We start from the raw sequence: 21797 nt of genomic DNA on the forward strand, positions 1-21797 counted from the left end.
GCCGGTACGTGTCGGAGACCCATTTGCCGACGGCACGTCGGATGATCTGCTGGATCTGCCGGGTCTCCATCACCCCGTCCGAGGCCGAACGGGACAGCCCCTCTTCGATCTTGGGGATCACCGCGGCCAGCGCCTCGTCCTCGATACCCGATCCGCGGGCGTGGATGTTCGGGCCGCCGACCAGCTTGCCGGTGGTGCTGTCGACCACGATGAAGACGGAGACGATGCCTTCCTCGCCGAGAATGCGGCGGTCCTTGAGCGACGACTCGGTGATGTCCCCGACCGAGAGACCGTCCACGTAGACATAGCCGGCCTGGACCTTGCCGGCGATTTTGGCCACGCCGTCCACCAGGTCGACGACCACGCCGTCCTCGGCGATGACGCAGCGGTTCTTGGGGATGCCGGTGAGCTGACCGAGTTCGGCGTTGGCTCGCAGGTGCCGCCATTCGCCGTGGATCGGCATCAGGTTGCGCGGCTTGCAGATGTTGTAGAAGTACAGGAGTTCACCGGCCGAGGCGTGGCCGGAGACGTGCACCTTGGCGTTGCCCTTGTGGACGACGTTGGCACCCCACCGGGTCAGGCCGTTGATGACGCGGTAGACCGCGTTCTCGTTGCCCGGGATGAGCGAGGAGGCGAGGATGACGGTGTCGCCCTCGACGATGCGGATCTGGTGGTCCCTGGCGGCCATCCGGGACAGGGCGGCCATCGGTTCGCCCTGGGAGCCGGTGCAGACCAGCACGACCTTCTCGTCCGGCAGGTCGTCCAGGACCTTGATGTCCACCACCAGATTGCCCGGGACCTTGAGGTAGCCGAGCTCGCGGGCGATGCCCATGTTCCTGACCATGGAGCGGCCCACGAAGGCGACCTTGCGGCCGTGCTGGTGGGCGGCGTCGAGCACCTGCTGGATGCGGTGCACATGGCTGGCGAAGCTGGCGACGATGATCCGCTTGTCGGCCTTCGCGAAGGTGTGCAGCAGGACTTGCGAGATGTCGCGCTCGGGCGGGACGAAGCCGGGGACTTCGGCGTTGGTGGAGTCCGCGAGCAGCAGGTCGATGCCCTCCTCGCCGAGCCGCGCGAAGGCGCGCAGGTCGGTGAGGCGACCGTCGAGCGGCAGTTGGTCCATCTTGAAGTCGCCGGTGACGACGACCATGCCGGCCGGGGTGCGGATGGAGACGGCCAGCGCGTCCGGGATGGAGTGGTTGACCGCGACGAATTCGCAGTCGAAGGGGCCGATGCGCTCCCGCTCGCCTTCCTTGACTTCCAAGGCGTAGGGCCGGATGCGGTGTTCCTGGAGCTTGGCCTCGATCAGCGCGAGGGTCAGCTTGGAGCCGATCAGCGGGATGTCGTCCTTCTCCCGCAGGAGGAAGGGAACCGCGCCGATGTGGTCCTCGTGGCCGTGCGTGAGGATGACGCCGACGATGTCGTCCAGGCGGTCCCGGATGGAGGTGAAGTCCGGCAGGATCAGGTCGACGCCGGGCTGCTCCTCTTCGGGGAAGAGGACACCGCAGTCCACGATCAGCAGTTTCCCGCCGAATTCGAAGACGGTCATGTTGCGGCCGATTTCGCCGAGCCCGCCCAGCGGGGTGATGCGCAGGCCGCCATCGGGCAGATTCCGCGGTGGGCCGAGTTCAGGATGCGGATGGCTCAAAAGTTTCTCCCTACCGCGCACACACCAAGGTGCCCCCATGGGGCCGCGGTGGTGTGCGTGACGATATTGCGTTCGTGTATGTGTTCGGATATATGCGTTCGGTTATTCGGCTGTGTTCAGTTGCATTCGGTCGTATTCAGTTGTGAAGTCTCGTCAGAGCTTGTCAGAGCTGGACCCCGCCCGCGGCGAGATCCTTTCTGAGCTGCTCGGTCTCGGCCTCGCCGAGGGAAACCAGGGGGAGCCGGAGCGGGCCGGCGGGCAGTCCGCGCAGCGCGAGGGCGGTCTTGACGCTGATGACGCCCTGGGCGCGGAAGATTCCGGTGTAGACGGGGAGCAGGCGCTGGTGGATCTCGGTGGCCTTGGCGACGTCGCCGCTGGTGTAGGCGTGCACCAGTGCGCACAGCTCGTCGGCCACCAGGTGGGCGACGACGGAGACGAAGCCGATGGCGCCGATGGACAGCAGCGGCAGGTTGAGCATGTCGTCGCCGGAGTACCAGGCGAGTCCGCTGCGGCTGAGCGCCCAGCTCGCGGCGGCCAGGTCGCCCTTGGCGTCCTTGTTGGCGACGATCCGGGGGTGCTCGGCCAGCCGGACGATGGTCTCGGTCTCGATCGGGACGCCGCTGCGGCCGGGGATGTCGTACAGCATGACCGGCAGGCCGGTGGCGTCGGCGATGGCGGTGAAGTGCTGGTACAGGCCGTCCTGCGGGGGCTTGCTGTAGTACGGGGTGACGGTGAGCAGGCCGTGGGCGCCGCTGGTCTCGGCCTGGCGGGCCAGCGAGACGCTGTGGGCGGTGTCGTAGGTGCCGACGCCGGCGATGACGTGGGCACGGTCGCCGACGGCCTGGACGACGGCCCGGACCAGGTCGTTCTTCTCCGTGTCGCTGGTGGTCGGCGACTCCCCGGTCGTGCCGTTGACGACCAGGCCGTCGTTACCCGCTTCCACGAGGTGGTCGGCGAGCCGCTGGGCGCCGTCGAGGTCGAGGGCGCCGTCGGCGGTGAAGGGCGTGACCATCGCGGTCAGCACCCGGCCGAAGGGGGCCTTGGGGGTGGATGTCGCAACCATGGAACCCACGCTACTCGGTGTGTGTACAGGGGTGCAGCCCTGGGACCTGCGGGGGAGGACTCCGGCGTTGCCTGCTCGGGGGTTCAGGCGACGCCGAAGTCCGTTTCCGCAGCCTAGATGAACTTCACGAATGCCTGCAATCCGAACACTTCGGACATTTTTCAAGGGGCGACTCGGCCGTTCGCGTTGAAAGCGGCATGCGTCAGCGGCATCAGCTCCGCCCAGGCCGCTTCCATCTTCTCGCCGACCATCTCGATCTCCCGCTGCGGGAAGGACGGCACCCTGGCCAGCTCGTGCTGGGTCCGCAGGCCGAGGAAGTGCATCAGCGAGCGTGCATTGCAAGTCGCGTACATCGAGGAGAACAGTCCCACCGGCAGCGTGGCCCGGGCCACCTCACGGGCCACCCCGGCCGCCAGCATCTCCTGGTAGGCCGCGTAGGACTGCGCGTAGGACTCCTCCATCGCGGCGGTCACCGCCTTGTGCTGCTCGGGTGTGCCGTGCACGAACACGTACTTGCCCGGCCGTCCCTGCTGGACCAGTTTGCGGTCCTGTCCGGGGACGTAGAAGACGGGCTGCAACTCGCGGTAGCGACCCGATTCCTCGTTGTACGAGTTGTGGACGACGATTCCGTCGGCCAGGAAGTTGTGCCAGGGGCCGGCCACCGACAGGTCGTACGTCATCTCCTCGCCGTCGTCGGCCACCGCGGCGATCGGGTCGGGCACGGCCGCCGCGGCACCGCTCGCGGTGTCCGCGGCCAGCACCGCGTCACCGGGCGACAGCTCACCGGCCTTGCGCCAGCCGCCCGGGGTGAGCAGGGCGTGGTCGGCCGAGCAGCGCAGGGTCCGGCCACCGGCGGTGGTGATCCGCAGCAGCGGCTTGACCCCGGATTCCATGACGTCGACGATCCGGGTCCGCCGGGCCAGCAGGGTGTCCTCGTCGAAGCAGCGCACCTGATCACCGGGCAGCCGGCCGCTCCGGACCGCCGCCGCCCTACCGCCTGCGGCGCCCTGGTGCCACTCCTGGTGGAGGTCCTCGATCCTGCGGAGGCGCGGGACGCCTTCCTCGCTCTCCAGGGTGACCTGGGTGTCCCCGGCCAGGCACCAGCCCACCCGGTGGCGCATGAACTCGCGGAAGACGAAGATCGGGGCGCTGATGAGGAAGGTCATGGAGTTGTGCTCGAAGGGACTGCCGTGGCGGTCCCGCATCAGGTAATTGAGCAGGCCCTTGGATCGCTCGGGGTCCTTGGTGAGCTCTTCGAGGGACTGCTCGCCCGCGGTGGAGACCCGCGCCGCCCACAGCACATCGGTGTCCGAGGCGCTGTGCTTGACGAGATCGACGGTCACATCGTCACGGAACTGGACGGGAACGTCGGGCTCGGTGGGCAGATCGGTCGACACCGGAGGTCCTTCCTGTTGGCTGGGTCAAGCGTAGGGGGTGGGTCGGACAGCGGACGTCTCGGGACAAGGCAGACCCGGAGGTTGGCCGTTGTGCCCGTGGCGGATAGCCTCACCGGTCAGAGCCAATCCCGTCCGCCCATCCGGAAGCCGGAAGAGGACTGTCCGCGTGTCCCTGCCCCACAGCCCCGCCACCGTGAACGACCAGTACGCCACCGGGCGAGCGCTGCCGCACGCCGCTCAGGACCGCTGGATGCGCCCCTACCGCCCCGGCCCGTGGCGGGTGGCGACCGCCGCGCTGGCCTTGATGCTGGCCGCGTATCTGCTGCTCGCCGCGCTGATCATGGCGCTGGCCGGCGGCGCCTCGGGGGCGGTGGCGGTCCTGCTGGCGGCCCTGGTGGTCATCGCGGCCACCCTGCGGCTGCTGCGCATGGGGGTGTGGCTCAGTGGCAAGGGGGTACGGCAGGTCGGCTACTTCGGGACGATCACGGTGCCGTGGGCGCGGGTCGCCTCGGTGCGGACCGCCCAGCAGCCGGTGAAGGTGCTGGGGCTGCCGCGTACCGTCCAGGGGCAGGCGCTGCTGGTCACCCGGCGTGGCGGGCAGTCGCTGCGCGCCCTGCTCACCGACCACAACGCCGACTTCCTGGGGCGGATCGAGGCGTTCGACATCGCGGCCGACGCCATCGAGAGCTGGGCCACGGAACTGCGCTGACCGCGCCCGCGCCCGCGCCCGCCCGGCGGGGCCGCCCCCGTGTCACCCGGTTGGCCGGTGGCACGAGGGCGTCGGCTACTTGCCGTCGTGCAGGGCGATGGCCCGCTGCATGGCCTTGCGGGCCCGCGGGGTGTCCCGGGCGTCGAAGTAGGCGATGGCCAGCCGGAACCAGTTGCGCCAGTCGTCCGGCGCGGCCTCGGTCTCGGCCCGGCGCTTGACGAACACCGCGTCGGCCGAGTCGCGGACGATCCGGCCGCTCGGGGTGCGTTCCAGCTCGTCGACCGGCAGGCCGCCCTCGGCCTCCAGCTCTCGGCCCAGCCGCCCGGCGTGCCGGGCGAACTGGGTGGTGTGCCAGAGGAACCAGGCACCGATCAGCGGCAGCACCAGCACCGCCACGCCGAAGGCCACGGTGACCGGGCGGCCGTCGGCGATCAGCAGCACGCCCCGGTCGCCGGCCAGCAGGAAGTAGAAGATCAGGGCCACCGCCGAGGCGGCGTAGCTGAGTTTGGCGCGCATCGCTGGTCAGTCCTCGTCCGGCCGGAAGTCCTCGGAAAGGAAGTGTTCCAGGCCGTAGGTCAGCCCCGGCACGCCGGGTACGGTCCGGACGGCGAGCAGGATGCCCGGCATGAAGCTGCTGTGGTGCAGCGAGTCGTGCCGGATGGTGAGGGTCTCGCCGGTGCCGCCGAAGAGCACTTCCTGGTGGGCCAGCAGGCCGCGCAGCCGCACCGAGTGCACCGGGACGCCGTCCACGTCGGCGCCGCGGGCGCCGGGCAGGCCGTGGGTGGTCGGGTCGTGCTGGGGGGCTCGGCCGTGCTCGGCGCGGGCGGCGGCGATCAGCTGGGCGGTGCGGCCGGCCGTGCCGCTGGGCGCGTCGGGCTTGTTGTCGTGGTGCAGCTCGATGACCTCGACCGACTCGAACCAGCGGGCCGCCTGCTGGGCGAACCGCATGGTGAGCACGGCGCCGATGGAGAAGTTCGGCGCCACCAGCGCGCCGATGCCGGGTGCGGCGGCCAGCCTCTCCTCCAGGGCGGCGAGCCGTACCGGGGTCCATCCGGTGGTGCCGACGACGGCGTGGATGCCGTGCCCGATGACGTACTCCAGGTTGTCCATCACGGCGTCAGGGTGCGTGAGGTCCACCGCGACCTGGGTGTCGGCCTCGGTCAGCGTCTCCAGCCGGTCGTCGCGGTCGATGGCGGCGACCAGGTCCAGGTCGTCGGCCGCCTCGACGGCGCGGGCCGCCTCGGCGCCGATCCGGCCCTTGGCGCCGATGACGGCCACACGGAGCTTGCTCATCGTTCTACGGTCCTCCGGTCACAGGGGGTTGCTGGTCGGTGCGGGTCAGGCGAGGGCTTCGTGCAGTCGGGCTGCCTGCTTGTCCTTGACCGGGCCGATGACGGCCAGCGAGGGGCGCTGCCCCAGGACGTCGCGGGCCACCGCGCTGACGTCGTCGAGGGTCACCGCTGCGATCTTGGCCAGCAGGTCGTCGACGGACAGCTGGTCGCCCCAGCACAGCTCGCTCTTGCCGAGCCGGTTCATGAGCGCGCCGGTGTCCTCCAGGCCCAGCACGGTGGAACCGGACAGCTGCCCGATCGCGCGCCCGAGTTCCTCCTCGGTCAGGCCGTGCTCGGCGACCTGGGCCAGCTCGTCGCGGCAGATCTTGAGCACTTCCGGCGCCCGGCGCGGCTGGCAGCCGGCGTACACGCCGAACAGGCCGCAGTCGGCGAAGGACGAGGTGTAGGAGTACACCGAGTAGGCCAGGCCGCGCTTCTCGCGGATCTCCTGGAAGAGCCGGGAGCTCATGCCGCCGCCGAGCGCGGTGTTGAGCACGCCGAGCGCCCAGCGGCGTTCGTCGGTACGGGACATGCCGGGCATGCCCAGCACGATGTGGGCCTGTTCGGTGCGGCGGTCCAGGATCTCCGCCTTGCCCGCGGTGCGGATGGTCCTGGCTCCGCCGCGGGGCTCCCGGGGCGGCGCGTCGGCGTCGCGCAGGGCGCCGGCCCGCTCGAAGGCCTGCCGGACCTGCCGGACGACGGTGGCGTGGTCCACATTGCCCGCGGCGGCGACCACCAGGTGGGTGGGGTCGTAGTGCTTGCGGTAGAAGCGGGCCACCTGGTCGCGGGTCAGGGCGTTGACGGTGTCGACGGTGCCGAGCACCGGGCGGCCGAGCGGGGAGTCGCCGAGCAGGACCGAAGTGAACAGGTCGTGGACCTGGTCGCCGGGGTCGTCCTCGGTCATGGCGATCTCTTCGAGGACGACACCGCGCTCGGCGTCGAGATCCTCCTGCCGGATGACGGAGGAGGTGAGCATGTCGCTGACCACGTCGATGGCCAGCGGCAGATCGGTGTCGAGCACCCGCGCGTAGTAGCAGGTGTACTCCTTGGCGGTGAAGGCGTTCATCTCACCGCCGACCGCGTCGATGGCCGAGGAGATGTCGAGCGCGCTGCGCCGCTCGGTGCCCTTGAAGAGCAGGTGTTCGAGGTAGTGGGTGGCGCCGCCCAGCACCGGGGTCTCGTCGCGGGAGCCGACGCCCGCCCAGATGCCGAAGGTGGCCGAGCGCACCGTCGGCAGGGTCTCGGTGACGACCCGCAGGCCGCCGGGCAGGACGCTGCGGCGCACGGTGCCGATGCCGTCGGCGCCCGGCAGGAGGGTCCGCGTGCGGACGGCCCGCCCCTTGGTGGAGGGGCGGGCCGTCCGGGCGGTGGAGCGGGTCGTCACTGGGCCGACTCGTCCTTCGCCGCGTCCTCGTCGGCGCCTTCGCCGTCGATGACCGGGATCAGCGAGAGCTTGCCGCGGGCGTCGATCTCGGCGATCTCGACCTGCACCTTGGCGCCGACGCCGAGGACGTCCTCGACGTTCTCGACGCGCTTGCCGCCGGCCAGCTTGCGGATCTGCGAGATGTGCAGAAGTCCGTCCTTGCCCGGCATCAGCGACACGAAGGCGCCGAAGGTGGTGGTCTTGACGACCGTGCCCAGGTACCGCTCGCCGACCTCGGGCATGGTCGGGTTGGCGATCTGGTTGATCATGGTGCGCGCGGCCTCGGCCTGGGAGCCCTCGGTCGCGCCGATCAGCACCGTGCCGTCGTCCTCGATGGAGATGTCGGCGCCGGTGTCCTCCTGGATCTGGTTGATCATCTTGCCCTTGGGGCCGATGACCTCGCCGATCTTGTCCACCGGGATCTTGATGCTGATGATCCGCGGCGCGTTGGGGGACATCTCGTCCGGGGAGTCGATGGCCTCCATCATCACGTCGAGGATGTGCAGGCGGGCGTCGCGGGCCTGCTTGAGGGCCGCGGCCAGCACCGACGCCGGGATGCCGTCCAGCTTGGTGTCGAGTTGCAGGGCGGTGACGAAGTTCTTGGTGCCGGCGACCTTGAAGTCCATGTCGCCGAACGCGTCCTCGGCGCCGAGGATGTCGGTCAGCGCCACGTAGTGCGTCTCGCCCTCGATCTCCTGGGAGATCAGGCCCATGGCGATACCGGCGACGGGGGCCTTGAGCGGCACACCGGCGTTCAGCAGCGACATGGTGGAGGCGCAGACCGAGCCCATCGAGGTGGAGCCGTTGGAGCCCAGCGCCTCGGAGACCTGCCGGATCGCGTAGGGGAACTCCTCGCGGCTCGGCAGCACCGGCAGCAGGGCGCGCTCGGCGAGGGCGCCGTGCCCGATCTCGCGGCGCTTGGGGGAGCCGACGCGGCCGGTCTCGCCGACGGAGTACGGCGGGAAGTTGTAGTTGTGCATGTAGCGCTTGCGCGTCTCGGGCGCCAGCGTGTCCAGCTGCTGCTCCATACGGAGCATGTTGAGGGTGGTGACACCCAGGATCTGGGTCTCGCCGCGCTCGAACAGCGCCGAGCCGTGCACCCGCGGGATCGCCTCGACCTCGGCGGCCAGCGTACGGATGTCGGTGACACCGCGGCCGTCGATCCGGACCTTGTCGCGGATGACGCGCTGGCGGACCAGCTTCTTGGTCAGCGAGCGGTAGGCCGCGGAGATCTCCTTCTCACGGCCCTCGAACTGCGGCAGCAGCTTCTCGGCGGCCAGACCCTTCACCCGGTCCAGCTCGGCCTCGCGGGCCTGCTTGCCGGCGATGGTCAGCGCCTGCGCCAGCTCGTCGGTGACCGCGGACTCCAGCGCCTGGAACACGTCCTCCTGGTAGTCCAGGAAGATCGGGAAGTCGGCGGTGGGCTTGGCGGCCTTGACGGCCAGCTCGGACTGGGCCTTGCAGAGCACCTTGATGAACGGCTTGGCGGCCTCCAGGCCGTAGGCCACGACCTCTTCGGTCGGCGCCTCGGCGCCGCCCTCGACCAGCGCGATGGTCTTGGTCGTGGCCTCGGCCTCGACCATCATGATCGCGACATCGCCGTCGTCGAGCACCCGGCCGGCGACGACCATGTCGAAGACCGCGTCCTCCAGCTCGGTGTGGGTCGGGAAGGCGACCCACTGGCCCTTGACCAGGGCGACGCGGACGCCGCCGATGGGGCCGGAGAAGGGCAGGCCGGCCAGCTGCGTGGAGCAGGAGGCGGCGTTGATGGCGACCACGTCGTAGAGGTGGTCGGGGTTGAGCGCCATGATCGTGCAGACGACCTGGATCTCGTTGCGCAGGCCCTTGACGAAGGACGGGCGCAGCGGGCGGTCGATCAGCCGGCAGGTCAGGATGGCGTCCTCGGACGGACGGCCCTCGCGGCGGAAGAAGGAGCCGGGGATCCGGCCGGCCGCGTACATGCGCTCCTCGACGTCCACCGTGAGGGGGAAGAAGTCGAAGTGCTCCTTGGGCTGCTTCGAGGCGCTGGTGGCCGACAGCACCATGGTGTCGTCGTCCAGGTAGGCCACGGCGGAGCCGGCGGCCTGACGGGCCAGGCGGCCCGTCTCGAAACGGATGGTGCGGGTGCCGAAGACGCCGTTGTCGATCACGGCTTCGGCGTAGTGGGTCTCGTTCTCCACTATGGGGATTCTCCTCGTCCTCGCCCGCGGGGCGTGTCCTCGCGGGCCATCGGTGGAGGGGCGTCCTGCCGAGGGCCGGTCTTCGATCGAAGCCTCCGGGGGTGGAACCACCCGGCGGCCACTACCGAGGACCGGCGTGTGCGGCGGATAGGAGGACGCTCCTCCTCATTCGTTGTCAACGGCACCATTGCACCAGACGAGGCCCGGATCGTGCACGTCATGTGCGCGTTCCGTGGCCGGGGGCACACGGGGCCGTTACGTTTCCTGCGGTGGTGCGGTGCCGTACGTCGTACTCGTACGGCGTGCTGTGGGGCGTGCCGTAGGCGTGCTGATACGGCGAAGGGAGCGGCCCCGTCCGACGGGAACCGCTCCCCTCATCGGCGTCTTAGCGAACACCCGCCGCGCCGGCACGGATGCCGAGGCGCTCGCGGAGCTCACGGAAGCGCGTGATGTCCTTCTTGGCCAGGTACTGCAGCAGACGGCGGCGCTGACCGACCAGGATCAGCAGACCACGACGCGAGTGGTGGTCGTGCTTGTGGGTCTTGAGGTGCTCGGTCAGGTCCGAGATCCGGCGCGACAGCAGCGCGACCTGGACCTCGGGGGAGCCGGTGTCGCCCTCCTTGGTGCCGAACTCGGCGATGATCTGCTTCTTCGTCTCGACGTCGAGCGACATACGGACTCCTTGGGTGTCAGTGGCCTCCGAGCGCCCCCGGTCTTCATCGCGGGGTGTCTCAGGTGACTCGCGAGGCGCGGTCGCACGGCGTTAACACACGTGTGACCGTCACCCAGAGTACCAGCCTGGACCGACGTGCTTACCCGCGGGTCATCTGGACCGGACCGGTGGGGATACGGGGATACGTTCGGTGCGCGTGCCGGGTGCGGCGGCCGGTGCGGGGCGACCCTGACACCGAGCGGGTTCTGACGATTAGTCTTGCCCTGGACGGGCAGGGGGAGTCGGCCATGGGGTGCGTGGGCGAAAGCGCCGCGGGACGATTGAGAACCGCAGACCAGGAGGCATTGTGAGCAGCGATCGGGACGAGAACCGCGCGGGCGGGGCCGGCCCTGTCGAGGAGCCGTCGCGGGCCGACAACCCGCTTGACGCCACTGGTGAGTTCAGCCTCGGGCCGAGGCTCCCCGCCTGGTACATGCAGGACGCCGCGGGAAACGGTGCCGCCGCGGGTGGTGCGGGGGCCGGGGCCGCCGGGGAAGAGGACTCCGGTTCCGGGTCGCGGCCGGCCGCCGAATCGGGTCCGGAGGGTGCGGAGCCGGAGAGAGCGGAGCCGGAGGCGGACGCCGTGGAGGCCGGCGTCACAGCCGACCTGAAGGAGCCGGAGGTGCCGGCCGGTACGGATGCGGCGGAAGAGGTCCAGCCGGAGCCGGAGCCGCTTCCCGCGCCGGAGCGGGAAGCCGGGTCCGGGCCCGAGCCCGAACCGGTCGAGCGGGAGCTCGTGTGGACACCGCTGCCCGCGCCGCCCGACACCAAGCCGTGGGGCCCCGGTGCGCCGCAGGGCCCGGTGCCGCCGTTGCCGCCCCAGTTCGAGCGGGCGGAGGCGCCGCACCCGGACCCCGACGCCCCGGACATCGCGACGCCGTACGACCCGCCGCCGGCCGCGCCTCCTTCCGGCGGCCGTCCCTTCCTTCCCCCGCTTCCGCCGCAGGCCCCGCAGCCCCCGCTGCACCCCGGCGGCCCCAACCCGCCCGCGCCGCGGCGGGGCCTCGACTTCCCGCCGCCGACCGGCCGGCCGCTCGTCCCGCTGCACCCCGGCGGCCCCAACCCGCCCGCGCCCGAGCGCGGGGTGGACTTCCCGCCGCCGGTCGGACGGCCGGTGGCGCCCGGGGGTCACGGCTCCCCCGACCGGGCCGGTCCGCCGGCGCGGCCCGCCGGGACCCCGGCCGCGCCCGCTCCCGAGCCCTCCCCCGGCTTCGGCGACCCGCGGCAGGGGCCCGGGCCGGACGCCGACGCTCCCATCGAGGCGGCGCCCGGTCGGCCCCAGCTCGAAGCCGCGCCCGAACCCCCGGCCGTACAACCACCGGCCGTACGACCAGCAGCCGTACAACCACCGGTGCCGATGCCCACACCCGCGCCCGAGACCCCGCGACCGCCGGCCGGATACGAGCCGCCCGTGCCCGTCCCGCCGCCCGCCGCGCAGCCGCCGCCCGAGGCGCCGCCGCTCCCGTACGCACCGCCGTACGGCCAGAGTCCGGCCTTCATCCCCGGCCAGCCGCAAGGACCGCACAGCCAGCACAGCCCGCTGGGACCGGACGCCGGCGGCTACGGATTCCCGCCGCCCGGCCAGGGCGGCACTCCGGGGCACGCGGAGACCGGGCCGCTGCCGCCGCTGCCCGCGCAGGGCGGCTACGGATTCCCCCCGTCGGACCTGCCCGCGGAGCCCGGTCAGTACGGTGATCCGCACGCCGCGGTGCCTCAGGAGGCCCACCCGGCGCAGGCCCCCGCGCCGGTGGACCCGCAGGCGGGCGGCTGGCAGCCGGTCGCGCCGGACCATCGGCGGCCCGCCGCGCAGGGCGGGGCGCCGCTCGGCTACACCGCGGCCGTCGAGCTGTCCTCGGACCGTCTGCTGCGCAACCGGCCGAAGCCGAAGCGGGGAGGCGGCAACAGCCAGCCGTCACGCTTCAAGCTCGGTGGCAAGAAGGAGGAGGCGGAGCGGCAGCGCAAATTGCAGCTGATCCGTACCCCGGTGCTGGCCTGCTACCGGATCGCGGTGATCAGCCTCAAGGGCGGGGTCGGCAAAACGACCACGACCACCGCGCTGGGCGCGACCCTGGCCAGCGAGCGGCAGGACAAGATCCTGGCCATCGACGCCAATCCGGACGCGGGCACGCTGGGCCGCCGGGTGCGCCGGGAGACCGGGGCGACCATCCGGGACCTGGTGCAGGCGATCCCGTATCTGCACAGCTACATGGACATCCGCCGCTTCACCTCGCAGGCGCCGTCCGGTCTGGAGATCATCGCCAACGACGTGGACCCGGCGGTGTCGACCGCGTTCAACGACGAGGACTACCGGCGGGCGATAGAGGTGCTGGGCCGCCAGTACCCGGTGATCCTCACCGACTCGGGTACCGGTCTGCTCTACAGCGCGATGCGCGGGGTGCTGGACCTGGCCGACCAGCTGATCATCGTTTCGACGCCCTCGGTGGACGGCGCCTCCAGCGCCAGCACCACCTTGGACTGGCTGTCCGCGCACGGCTACGCGGAGCTGGTCTCGCGCAGCATCACCGTGATCTCCGGGGTCCGCGAGACCGGCAAGATGATCAAGGTCGAGGACATCGTGTCGCACTTCCGGACGCGGTGCCGCGGGGTGCAGGTGGTGCCGTTCGACGAGCATCTGGCGGCCGGCGCCGAAGTGGACCTCGACATGATGCGGCCGAAGACGCGGGAGGCGTACTTCAACTTGTCCGCGATGGTCGCCGAGGACTTCATCCGGGCCCAGCGGGCCCAGGGCCTGTGGATGGCCGACGGGGTGAACCCGCCGCCGGTGCAGGCCCCGCCGCTGCCGGGCATGACGCCCGCTCAGCCGCCGTACGGGGGCGCGCCCGCCGGCCCTCCCCCGCAGGCTCCTCCCGGGCCGCAGGGCTACCCCGGTCAGCAGGGATACCCCGTCAGGCCGGGTCCGTACGGCCCGCCCGGGCAGCCGGACCAGGCGGGGCAGGTCCCGCCCGGGCAGTACGGCGTGCCCCCGCAGGGTGCGCAGTCGTATCCGCCGCAGACCTTCCAGCCCCAGTCGCCCCAGCCGCAGGCCCCGCAGCCGCAGCAGGGGTGGCCCCAGCAGCCGCCTGCGCCTCCTCAGGAGGAGCAGGGGTACGGCTACCCGCCGCCTCCTCCCCCGCAGCGGTAGGCGGCGGACCTCCCCGGTCGGGCAGAGCCGCGAGTGTACGTCCCCGGTCGTACCCGCCGTACCCCTGCGGGAGCACCGGACCGCCGGGGGAAATCCCCCTGTGGGCGCTGTCCGTGGGGGGCGGCGGAAACGACGATGGTGGCCTGGCGGCTGTCGGCGCGGGGCCGGGTCGAATCGGACCGGGTCGGCGCATCCGGCGCCTGGCGGGGATCGGAAGGCGGGGCGGCATGAGTACGGCTGGGCGCACGGCCGCGCCGCGGCGGCATGATGCGTAGCGCCGGGCTCATGACCGGCGCCGGGGTGGGCAGGGCCGGGCGGTCGGCGCGGCGGGCCTTCCCGCCCTGGGTGGTGGACGCGGGCCTGGCCGCCGGGCTGTTCGCGGTGTTCTGGGCCGCGGCCTGGGCGCCGGTGCGGGCCGAGCCGGGGAAGATGCTGCTGATCCAGGGGGCGCTGGTGCTGCCGCTGGCGGCGCGGCGGCGGCAGCCGGGCGCGGCCTTCGCCGGGGTGGCGGCGGTGGCGTTCGCGCAGTGGCTGGCCGGGGTGCGCACCCCGGCCGACGCGGCGCTGCTGGTGGCGTTGTACACGGTGGCGGCCTACCGCGGCCGGCGGCTGACGGTGGCCGCCTTCCTGGTGCTGGAGGTGGGCATCGCGCTGGCCACCCTGCGATGGTCGTTGCACGAGCGCGGCGCGGCGACCTTCGTCTCGCTGTCCGGGATGGCGGTCGCCGCCGCGGTGATCGGCACCAGCATGCGGGCCCGGCGGGAGCAGATGGCCTTCCTGGAGGACCGGGCGGTGCGTCTTGAGCGGGAGCGGGACCAGCAGGCGCAGCTCGCCGTCGCGGGGGAACGGACCAGGATCGCCCGGGAGATGCACGACATAGTGACGCACAACCTGTCGGTGATGGTCGCCCTCGCGGACGGCGCGGCCTTCGCGCAGGAGCGCAGCCCGGAGCGGGCGACGGTCGCGATGCGGCAGGTGTCGGCCACCGGACGGCAGGCGATCACGGACATGCGGCGCTTCCTGGGGGTGCTCCGGGCGGACGAGCCGGACGCGCTGCGGCATCCGATGCCGGGGATAGCCCAGCTCGAAGGGCTCGCCGAGCAGGTCCGGGCGGCCGGGCTGCCGACCCGGCTGGAGATCGCGGGCGAGCCGGCCACCGCGTCGGCCGCGGCGCAGCTCACCGTCTACCGGCTGGTGCAGGAGGCGCTGACGAACACCCTCAAGCACGCCCCGGCCGGTACCCGGGCGCAGGTCAGCATCGCCTGCGGCGGCGACGCCGTACGGATCACGGTCACCGACGACGGAGCGGGCACCGTGCCGCCGGACCCCGGGTCCGCCACCGGGCACGGGCTGCCCGGCATGCGGGAGCGGGCCGCGGCCTACGCCGGCCGGCTGAGCGCGGGCCCGCTTCCCGGCGGCGGCTGGCAGGTGGCCGCGCTGCTCGACCTCACCACCCCGGAGACCCCGTGACCGCCGTGACCCCTTCGCCGCCCGGCCTCGTCGAACACGCGGTGCGGCCCATCCGTGTCCTGCTGGTGGACGACGAGCCGCTGCTGCGGATGGCGTTCACGATGGTGCTGGACGCGCAGTCCGACATCGAGCCGGTGGGTGAGGCCGGGGACGGCGCCGAGGCGGTGCGGATGGCCCGCGAGCTGCGGCCGGACGTGGTGCTGATGGATGTGCGGATGCCGGGCACCGACGGCATCGAGGCGACCGCCCGGATCATCGGGAGCGTTCCGGAGTCGAGGGTGCTGATCCTGACCACCTTCGATCTGGACGAGTACGCCTTCGCCGGGCTGAAGGCGGGTGCCTCGGGATTCCTGCTGAAGAACGCGCTGCCGGAGGAGCTGCTCGGCGCGATCCGGGCGGTCGCGGCGGGGGACGCGGTGGTGGCGCCGCGGATCACCCGCCGGCTGCTGGAGCACTTCGCGCATCAGCTGCCCTCGCCCGGCGGCGGCGGGCCGCCGGGCGGCGACGCGCGGCTGGCCCGGCTGACGGCCCGTGAGCGGGAGGTGCTGGTGGCGGTGGGCCGGGGGCTGTCCAACGCGGAGATCGCCGCCGGGCTGCACCTGGCCGAGGCGACGGTGAAGACGCACCTGGGCCGCGTCCTGGTCAAGCTCGAACTGCGGGACCGGGTGCAGGCGGTGGTCTTCGCCTACGAGAACCGTCTCGTCCGCCCCGCCTGACCGGACCCGCCCGCACGTCGGACGGCACGCGTCCGATGCGGTCCCGTCACAGCCCCGTCGCCCCGTCGATCCGCTCCCGCAGCAGATCGGCGTGGCCGTTGTGCCGGGCGTACTCCGCGATGAGATCGACCAGCAGATAGCGCAGCGACAACTCCTCGCCGGTGACCAGGGAGCGGCAGGTGGCGTCCAGCGAGGGTGCCTCGGCGACGATGGTCCTGGCCCGGTCGCATTCGGCGCGCCACACCGCGAAGTCCTCCTCGACGTCGCCGTCGAGCCGGTCGAAGTCCTGGTCGGGGTCGTCGTCCGAGTAGTTCAGCATCGGGACGTCCTCGCCGGCGAAGTGGATCCGTATCCACCAGCGCTCGACCCCGGCCAGATGGCGGACCAGGCCGTGCAGGCTCAGGCCCGACGGCGGGATCGCCCGGTCGGAGAGCCGCTCGGCGGCCACGCCCCGGCACTTCAGCTCGAAGGTGTGACGGTGCCAGTCGAGGAAGGCGGTGAGGATCTCCCGCTCGCCACCGGTCCTGGGCAGCACGGCCCGGTCGTCGCCGGCCCACCTCGGCGAGAGCTGGGTGTCCGGCCCCGGCCGGCCGGACGCCTCGGACGGGACATGCGTCGGTGCGTTCATGTCCCGAGTCTCGCAGCCACCACTGACAACGCCCCGGGACGCGGCAGCAGGGCGGCGGCGCCCCGGGGCAGGGCCGGGCGGCGCCGGGTGGGGCCAGCGGGGCCGGGCCTACCGCTGATCCGCCGCGTCCACCAGCTCGCGGGCCCGCTTCACATCGTCGGCCATCCGCACCAGCAGCGCGTCGATGGTGTCGAACTTCTCCATCCCCCGCAGATACGCGAGGAAGTCCACGCCCACGTGCAGCCCGTACAGATCGAGGTCCACCCGGTCGATGGCATAGGCCTCCACCGTGCGCTCGGTGCCGTCGAAGGTCGGATTGCTGCCGACCGAGATCGCCGCAGGCATCGCCTCGCCGGAGACCTGGAGCCAGCCCGCGTACACCCCGTCGGCCGGGATCGCGGTGTGGGGCAGCGTCTCGACGTTGGCCGTCGGGTAACCGAGCTCGCGGCCTCGCTGGGCGCCGCGGACCACCACGCCCTCGACGCGGTGCGGGCGCCCCAGGATCTCGGCGGCGCCCTCGATGTCGCCCTCGGCGACGAGCCGCCGGGTCAGGGTGGACGAGAAGGGTTCGCCGCCGCCGGCCTCGCCGCGGACGAAGAGGTCGACGACCTCCAGGTCGTAGTCGTACTTCGGCCCGAGGGAGGCGAGGAAGTCCACATCGCCCGCGGCCTTGTGGCCGAACCGGAAGTTGGGGCCCTCGACCACCAGCTTGGCGTGCAGCCCGTCCACCAGCACCGTACGGACGAAGTCGCTCGGCGAGAGGGTGGAGAACTCGCGGGTGAAGGGCAGGATGAGCAGCGCGTCGACGCCGAGGTCCTCGATGAGTTCGGCGCGCCGGTGGTGGGCGGCGAGCATCGGCGGATGGGTCCCGGGCCGCACCACCTCGCTGGGGTGCGGATCGAAGGTGACGACGACCGACCGCAGGCCCAGTTCATGGGCCCGCCGCACCGTCCGGCCCATGATCAGCTGATGGCCGCGGTGCACACCGTCGTACGACCCGATGGTGACGACGCTGCGCCCCCAGTCACCGGGAACGTCCTCCAAGCCCCGCCAGCGCTGCACCTTGACGCTCCGCTTCTTCTCTACTGCCGTATCTGCCGAAATCCATGACGCCGTCCTGCAGGGTCAAGCCTGCCATGCCGGGGTGCCCTGCCGCCCATCGGCACGGGATGCGGGCCGCCGGGGCGCGTCCGGCGCACGTCGCGCGGCCCGCGCGGGCGCCGCGGTCCGGGCGACGCGGCAGGCGAGGGGCAGGCGAGGCGGCACGGGTGCCCTGGGCGGCTCAGGCCACGGTGTCGATACGGCGCCGCGCGCACGGGCCGACCACCGCGTCCCAGCTGCCGCCGTCGGTCAGCCACTGGCGCAGCAGCCGGGCGAAGTCGGGCTCGGTGGCGGCGAGTTCCACCACCCGGCGGTCGAAGTGGGCGGCTCCCTCGGGCGTACGGCCCAGCAGCAGGCCGAGGCGGTGCACCAGTTCGCGGGTCTGCTGGGGGCGCCGCTCCCGGCAGCCGTCGGCGGCCGCGGTGAGCAGGGCGTCCAGCACGACCGGGTCGCGTTCGGCGTCGAGGGCATGGTCCAGCAGTTCCTGGCGCAGCGGGCGGGACAGCGGCGTGCCGGCCGCGGCGAACACCGGTACCAGCGCGCTGCGGACCTCGGCGGAGTGGTCGCGCAGCAGCGCGGTGACCAGGGGCAGCAGTACGGCGCGGGCGCCCGGGCCCTGCTCCAGCCGCGCGTCGAGGAAGCGGGCCACCTCGGGAGCGGCGGCCGGGCGGTGCCGCAGGTCTTCCTCCACCAGGGTCGCGGCGCGGCGGGCCAGCGCCGGGCTGGCGACCGCCGACAGTGCGTGCAGGATGCCGGCCGTGATGCCGGCGGCGGCCTCCGGCGGGCTGTGGGCCGCGTCCCGCAGCCGGGTCCCGAAGGCCGTCAGGACGGCTTCGGGGTGGGTGCCGAGCGCGGCCCCGACCACGCTGGGGGTCAGGTGGGCGTCGCCTCCGGTGAACCGCCGCAGCGCGGCGGGCAGATGACCCTCCCGGGCCGACGGGTCCAGCACCAGCATCCCGAGCGCGGCTCCGTGCAGCGCGCTGTCCGCCGGCCGGGCGAGGATCGCCAGTGCCGCGCGGCGCAGCAGCTCCCGGTCGGCCGCGGACCGTACGTGCGGCGCGGCGCGCAGCCCGTAGGTCGCCGCCGCCACCCGGCGGTCGGGGCGCTCGTCGCCCGCCCAGCGGTCCGCGGCCCGGCACACGGCCGGTGCTTCGTCCTCGGCGAGCGCGGCCAGCAGTTCGTCGGCCGCCGGATGCCCGACGGCCACCAGCGCTTCGGTGAGGTCGTCCACGGCCAGCCGCCGGTGGGTGTGCAGCAGCGCCTGCGCCGCGCAGGCGACGGTGAGCGGCGGGGCGGCGGCGGTCAAGGGGGCGGTCGCGGCGCCGGGCCGGGCCGGCTCCTGCTCGGCGGGGCGCCTTCCGGGGGCTTCGGTCGCCGCGCCGGTCCGCAGCGGACGGTCGTCGCCGAACCAGCCGCACAGCGCCGGGACCGCCTCGGCGGGGCGGGCACGCAGCAGACCGGCCGCGGCGATCAGGAAGCGGTCCGCGGCGGGTACGGCGGCCGGTGGGCCGTCCGCGGGAACGAGGAGGCGGAGGAGTTCCAGCCGCTCGGTGACGGGCAGCGGGAGCGAGCACCAGAAGGCCGGCCCGAAGTGTCCGAGGGCTCCCATCGCGGTGGGGGTGAAGCCGCCGCGCTCCACCGCCCGGACGACGATCCGCCCGGCGAGCTCCCTGAGCACGTCCGTGTCGGGGGCGGCGCTGAGGGTCCGCACGACGAGGTGCGTGGCCCACCAGACGGCGTCCGCCCGCCGCTCGGCCAGGCCGGGCGACTCGACCGGCTGCCGCGACTCGACCGCCCCCGCCGACCACCGGCCGCCGCGTCCCCCGCCGCGGGCCGGGTACGCGGTAGGGACCGCATCGGCCCGCCCTTCGGGCAAGCTGGTCGACTCGACCGGCATCCGCGCTTCGGCCACCCTCGCGGTCTCCGTCCGCCCGGCACCGCGCCGCCACATGCGGGCCGGCTGCGGGACGGGAACGACATCCGCCCGTTGCTCGGCCGGACCGGGCGACTCGGCCACCCCCGCCCCGGCCGTCCGCCCGCCGCCGCGCCTCCCGCTACGGGCCGGGTGCGGGATGGGGAGGGTGTCGGCCTCCGGGTCGGTTGCTTCCGGGGAAGGTGTCGGGGGGAGCAGCCGGGTCGGGGGCGGGGTGTGGTGGTCGAGGGTGTGGAGGAGGGCGAGCAGGCGGGCGGTGCGGGCGGCCGGTGGGGCGGCCAGCAAGGCCTGGCGGACCGGGCCCGCCCGGTGGCGGGGGACGGGAAGGCCGCGCGGGTAGGCGGCCGGGGCGATCGGAGGCGCGGCGGGTACGGGGGGCGGCTGTCCGGCGCGGGTGGCGGCGCATGACGGGCGGGTGGCGGCCCGCGAGGGCAGCCGTACCGGCGCTTCCGGCAGCGCGCCCGAGGGCGTGAACCAGCGGTGGACCAGGGCGTGCAGCGCCATGTCCAGGTCGAGGTGCAGCGACTGGAGCCAGTCGGCGAACTCCTCGTGCGCGAAGCGGTAGCCCGCCCCGGCCGGCACCAGCAGCCCTTCGGCGAGCACCGCGGCCGCCCACCCCGTACGCCACGGGAACAGTTCCTCGAAGGCGTCGCGGTCCAGCTGCCCCTGTCCCGGTCCCAGGCATCGCCGGGCCGCTTCGTGCGCCTGCCCGGCCACCCGGGCCGCCAGTCGGCGCAGCCCCGTCCCCCGGATCTGCGGCTGCGACAGCGCCGCCAGCCGCTCGGCGACCCGCAGGCAGATCAGGTCCAGGTGCGCGGCGAAGATCTCCGCCCGCGAGGGTGCCGCTCCCGGGTCCGCGCCGTCCGGCAGCGCCGCCCGCACGTCGGCCAGCAGCCGGAGCGCCAAGGGGTGCGCCGCGTCGGCGGCCGTCAGCGAATCGTCGGGCAGCCCGAAGCGTGCCCGGGCCCGTAACGCCTGCTCGCCGGTCAACTCGCCGATCGGCAGCCGCCGCGCCGCCTCGTCCGGCAGCCGGACCTCGACCTGCTCCCAGAACTCGGGCCGGCAGGCGACGATCAGCCGGGCGCCGCAGGTGCGCAGCCAGTCGGCCGTGGCGGCGGTCCAGTCGCCCAGCCCGTGGGCCAGCACGGGCGGCATCTCCTCGGGCCCGTCGAGGATGACGAGCAGCGGCCGGCCGGCGCTCCGCGTCACCTCGGCCAGGGCGTGCGGGGAGGTGTGCGGCGGCTCGGCGGCCGCGCCGCCGGACGCGGCGCCGGACGCGGCGCGGACGGTGCGGGCCGCGGCGCGCAGTGAGCGGTCCACCGCGTCCTCGATGCCGCCGTCGCCGGGGCGCAGTTCGGCCCCCCGCAGCCATACGGTGGGCGCGGGCCGCTCGCCGCGGGCGCGGCGGGCCGCTAGCCGGGCGAGTTCGGTGCTGCGGCCGGTGCCCGGGTCGCCGACCAGGCCGAGCACGAGCGGCGCCGACTCCCCCGGGGCCGCCGGGAACTCCGCCAGGGCGTGGGCGAGTTCGGGCCGGGCGACGGGTACGTCGCTGGGCCCGGCGGCCGGCCCCGGCGTCGTGTCGGTCAGACGGAGCGCGCCGGCCAGATTGAGGTGCGGGCCGTAGGCGGGCACGGTCGCCGCGTTGCGCGCCAGCAGTGCGGACAGCGGCGCCGAGCCGCCTCCGGCGCGCAGCGGTGCGGCGAAGCCGCTCGCCCGGTGGCCGGCGTGCAGGGCGGTCACCACGACGGCCAGCACCGCTCCGGTGGCGGCGTCGATCAGCGGCGCCCCGGAGGCGTGGGCCGCCGCCCGGTTCAGATCGGCGCCGTCCAGGTCGAGTTCGTACACCTCGTCGAGGAGGTGGAAGCGGTCGGTGGCGACGTAGGTGACAGCCGTGGTGCCGAGCACGGTGCCCTCGGCGCGGTGCGGCAGCCGGAGCCGTATCCGCCGGTCCGGGTGGGCCGGGCCGCCGGTGGCGACGGGCAGGGCCGGCAGGCTGAGCCCTTCGGTGGCGACCAGCGCGAGGCCGTACTCGGGCAGCGGGGTGATCGCGCCGGCCTCGACCAGGCACACCTGGTCGCCGGGGGCGTGCAGGACGAGCCGGGCGAGGCCGTCGACCGCCTCGTGGCTGGTGATCATCGTGCCGTCGGCGTCGGCGAGGAAGCCGGTGCCGCGCGGTCGTCCCGCCAGGTCGCAGACCCTGATCAGGGCGCCGTCCCGTTCACTCGCACGTGCCGGCATCGGGCACCTCCCCACCGCCGCGGCCACCACCGCGGTGGCCCGTTTCGTCCCGCTTCGACGGTAGGTGCCCGGTGATTCTCCGCCAAGATCACCAGGCGAAAGCGCC

The 21797-nt window shown here is 73.3% G+C and carries 14 protein-coding genes and 3 pseudogenes; 4 read left to right on the forward strand and 13 right to left on the reverse strand.

The window, feature by feature from the left end; translation table 11 throughout:
* The 5 genes and pseudogenes from ACFO3J_RS03585 to ACFO3J_RS35955 form a co-directional block, all read right to left on the reverse strand.
* The coding region (locus ACFO3J_RS03585) for a ribonuclease J (protein WP_386426061.1) at nt 1-1648 on the reverse strand (1648 nt) is incomplete at its 3' end.
* 163 nt (nt 1649-1811) lie between these two features.
* Nucleotides 1812-2711 (reverse strand): 4-hydroxy-tetrahydrodipicolinate synthase, encoded by a 900-nt coding sequence (gene dapA / locus ACFO3J_RS03590; protein ID WP_386426063.1) that lies wholly within the window; start codon nt 2709-2711, stop codon nt 1812-1814.
* Nucleotides 2712-2872: 161 nt separating this feature from the next.
* A pseudogene (thyX, locus tag ACFO3J_RS03595) lies at nt 2873-3322 on the reverse strand (FAD-dependent thymidylate synthase); the annotation flags it as partial.
* A gap of 3 nt (nt 3323-3325) precedes the next feature.
* Nucleotides 3326-3832, reverse strand: a pseudogene (locus ACFO3J_RS35950) (hypothetical protein); the annotation flags it as partial.
* Nucleotides 3812-4108 (reverse strand): annotated as a pseudogene (locus ACFO3J_RS35955) (FAD-dependent thymidylate synthase); the annotation flags it as partial. The pseudogenes ACFO3J_RS35955 and ACFO3J_RS35950, both read right to left, overlap by 21 nt.
* Before the next feature lie 166 nt (nt 4109-4274).
* On the opposite strand from ACFO3J_RS35955, the gene ACFO3J_RS03605 reads away from it, so the two are divergent.
* The gene (locus ACFO3J_RS03605) at nt 4275-4817 is read left to right on the forward strand and encodes a hypothetical protein (protein WP_386426065.1); all 543 of its coding nucleotides are present in this window, start codon (nt 4275-4277) and stop codon (nt 4815-4817) included.
* Nucleotides 4818-4892: 75 nt separating this feature from the next.
* Here ACFO3J_RS03605 and ACFO3J_RS03610 read toward each other — a convergent pair whose 3' ends face one another.
* From ACFO3J_RS03610 to rpsO, 5 genes are all read right to left on the reverse strand, one after another.
* Nucleotides 4893-5333 carry a hypothetical protein gene (locus tag ACFO3J_RS03610; RefSeq protein WP_386426067.1) on the reverse strand — a complete coding sequence of 147 codons (441 nt, stop codon included), beginning with the start codon at nt 5331-5333 and terminating at the stop codon, nt 4893-4895.
* Nucleotides 5334-5339: 6 nt separating this feature from the next.
* On the reverse strand, nt 5340-6110 hold the full coding sequence (gene dapB, locus ACFO3J_RS03615) for a 4-hydroxy-tetrahydrodipicolinate reductase (RefSeq protein WP_386426068.1): 771 nt from the start codon (nt 6108-6110) through the stop codon (nt 5340-5342).
* A gap of 45 nt (nt 6111-6155) precedes the next feature.
* A complete protein-coding gene (locus ACFO3J_RS03620; RefSeq protein ID WP_386426070.1) occupies nt 6156-7532 on the reverse strand; it encodes a M16 family metallopeptidase in 1377 nt (458 codons plus the stop codon).
* Nucleotides 7529-9751: a polyribonucleotide nucleotidyltransferase gene (locus ACFO3J_RS03625; RefSeq protein ID WP_386426072.1), complete on the reverse strand. Its 2223-nt coding sequence runs from the start codon at nt 9749-9751 to the stop codon at nt 7529-7531. Before ACFO3J_RS03625 ends, ACFO3J_RS03620 begins: the two co-directional genes overlap by 4 nt.
* 385 nt (nt 9752-10136) lie before the next feature.
* Nucleotides 10137-10424: a 30S ribosomal protein S15 gene (gene rpsO, locus ACFO3J_RS03630; protein WP_033173003.1), complete on the reverse strand. Its 288-nt coding sequence runs from the start codon at nt 10422-10424 to the stop codon at nt 10137-10139.
* A gap of 346 nt (nt 10425-10770) precedes the next feature.
* Between rpsO and ACFO3J_RS03635 the strand changes: the two genes are divergently transcribed.
* The 3 genes from ACFO3J_RS03635 (at nt 10771) to ACFO3J_RS03645 (ending at nt 15791) form a co-directional block, all read left to right on the forward strand.
* Nucleotides 10771-13605, forward strand: a complete 2835-nt coding sequence (locus tag ACFO3J_RS03635) for an SCO5717 family growth-regulating ATPase (RefSeq protein ID WP_386426074.1) — start codon at nt 10771-10773, stop codon at nt 13603-13605.
* Nucleotides 13606-13890: 285 nt separating this feature from the next.
* Complete coding sequence (locus tag ACFO3J_RS03640) at nt 13891-15075, forward strand: sensor histidine kinase (RefSeq protein WP_386426076.1); 1185 nt, start codon at nt 13891-13893, stop codon at nt 15073-15075.
* The gene (locus tag ACFO3J_RS03645) at nt 15072-15791 is read left to right on the forward strand and encodes a response regulator (RefSeq protein WP_386426078.1); all 720 of its coding nucleotides are present in this window, start codon (nt 15072-15074) and stop codon (nt 15789-15791) included. Before ACFO3J_RS03640 ends, ACFO3J_RS03645 begins: the two co-directional genes overlap by 4 nt.
* Before the next feature lie 46 nt (nt 15792-15837).
* Here ACFO3J_RS03645 and ACFO3J_RS03650 read toward each other — a convergent pair whose 3' ends face one another.
* From ACFO3J_RS03650 to ACFO3J_RS03660, 3 genes are all read right to left on the reverse strand, one after another.
* Nucleotides 15838-16419 (reverse strand): DinB family protein, encoded by a 582-nt coding sequence (locus tag ACFO3J_RS03650; RefSeq protein WP_386426080.1) that lies wholly within the window; start codon nt 16417-16419, stop codon nt 15838-15840.
* Nucleotides 16420-16527: 108 nt separating this feature from the next.
* Complete coding sequence (locus ACFO3J_RS03655; RefSeq protein WP_386426082.1) at nt 16528-17481, reverse strand: bifunctional riboflavin kinase/FAD synthetase; 954 nt, start codon at nt 17479-17481, stop codon at nt 16528-16530.
* A 220-nt stretch (nt 17482-17701) separates the two neighbouring features.
* Nucleotides 17702-21691 carry a serine protease gene (locus tag ACFO3J_RS03660; protein ID WP_386426084.1) on the reverse strand — a complete coding sequence of 1330 codons (3990 nt, stop codon included), beginning with the start codon at nt 21689-21691 and terminating at the stop codon, nt 17702-17704.
* Between the last annotated feature and the right edge of the window lie 106 nt (nt 21692-21797).

Origin of the sequence: Streptomyces polygonati (assembly GCF_042650325.1) — a bacterium.
GTDB classification, from domain to species: Bacteria; Actinomycetota; Actinomycetes; order Streptomycetales; family Streptomycetaceae; genus Actinacidiphila; species Actinacidiphila polygonati.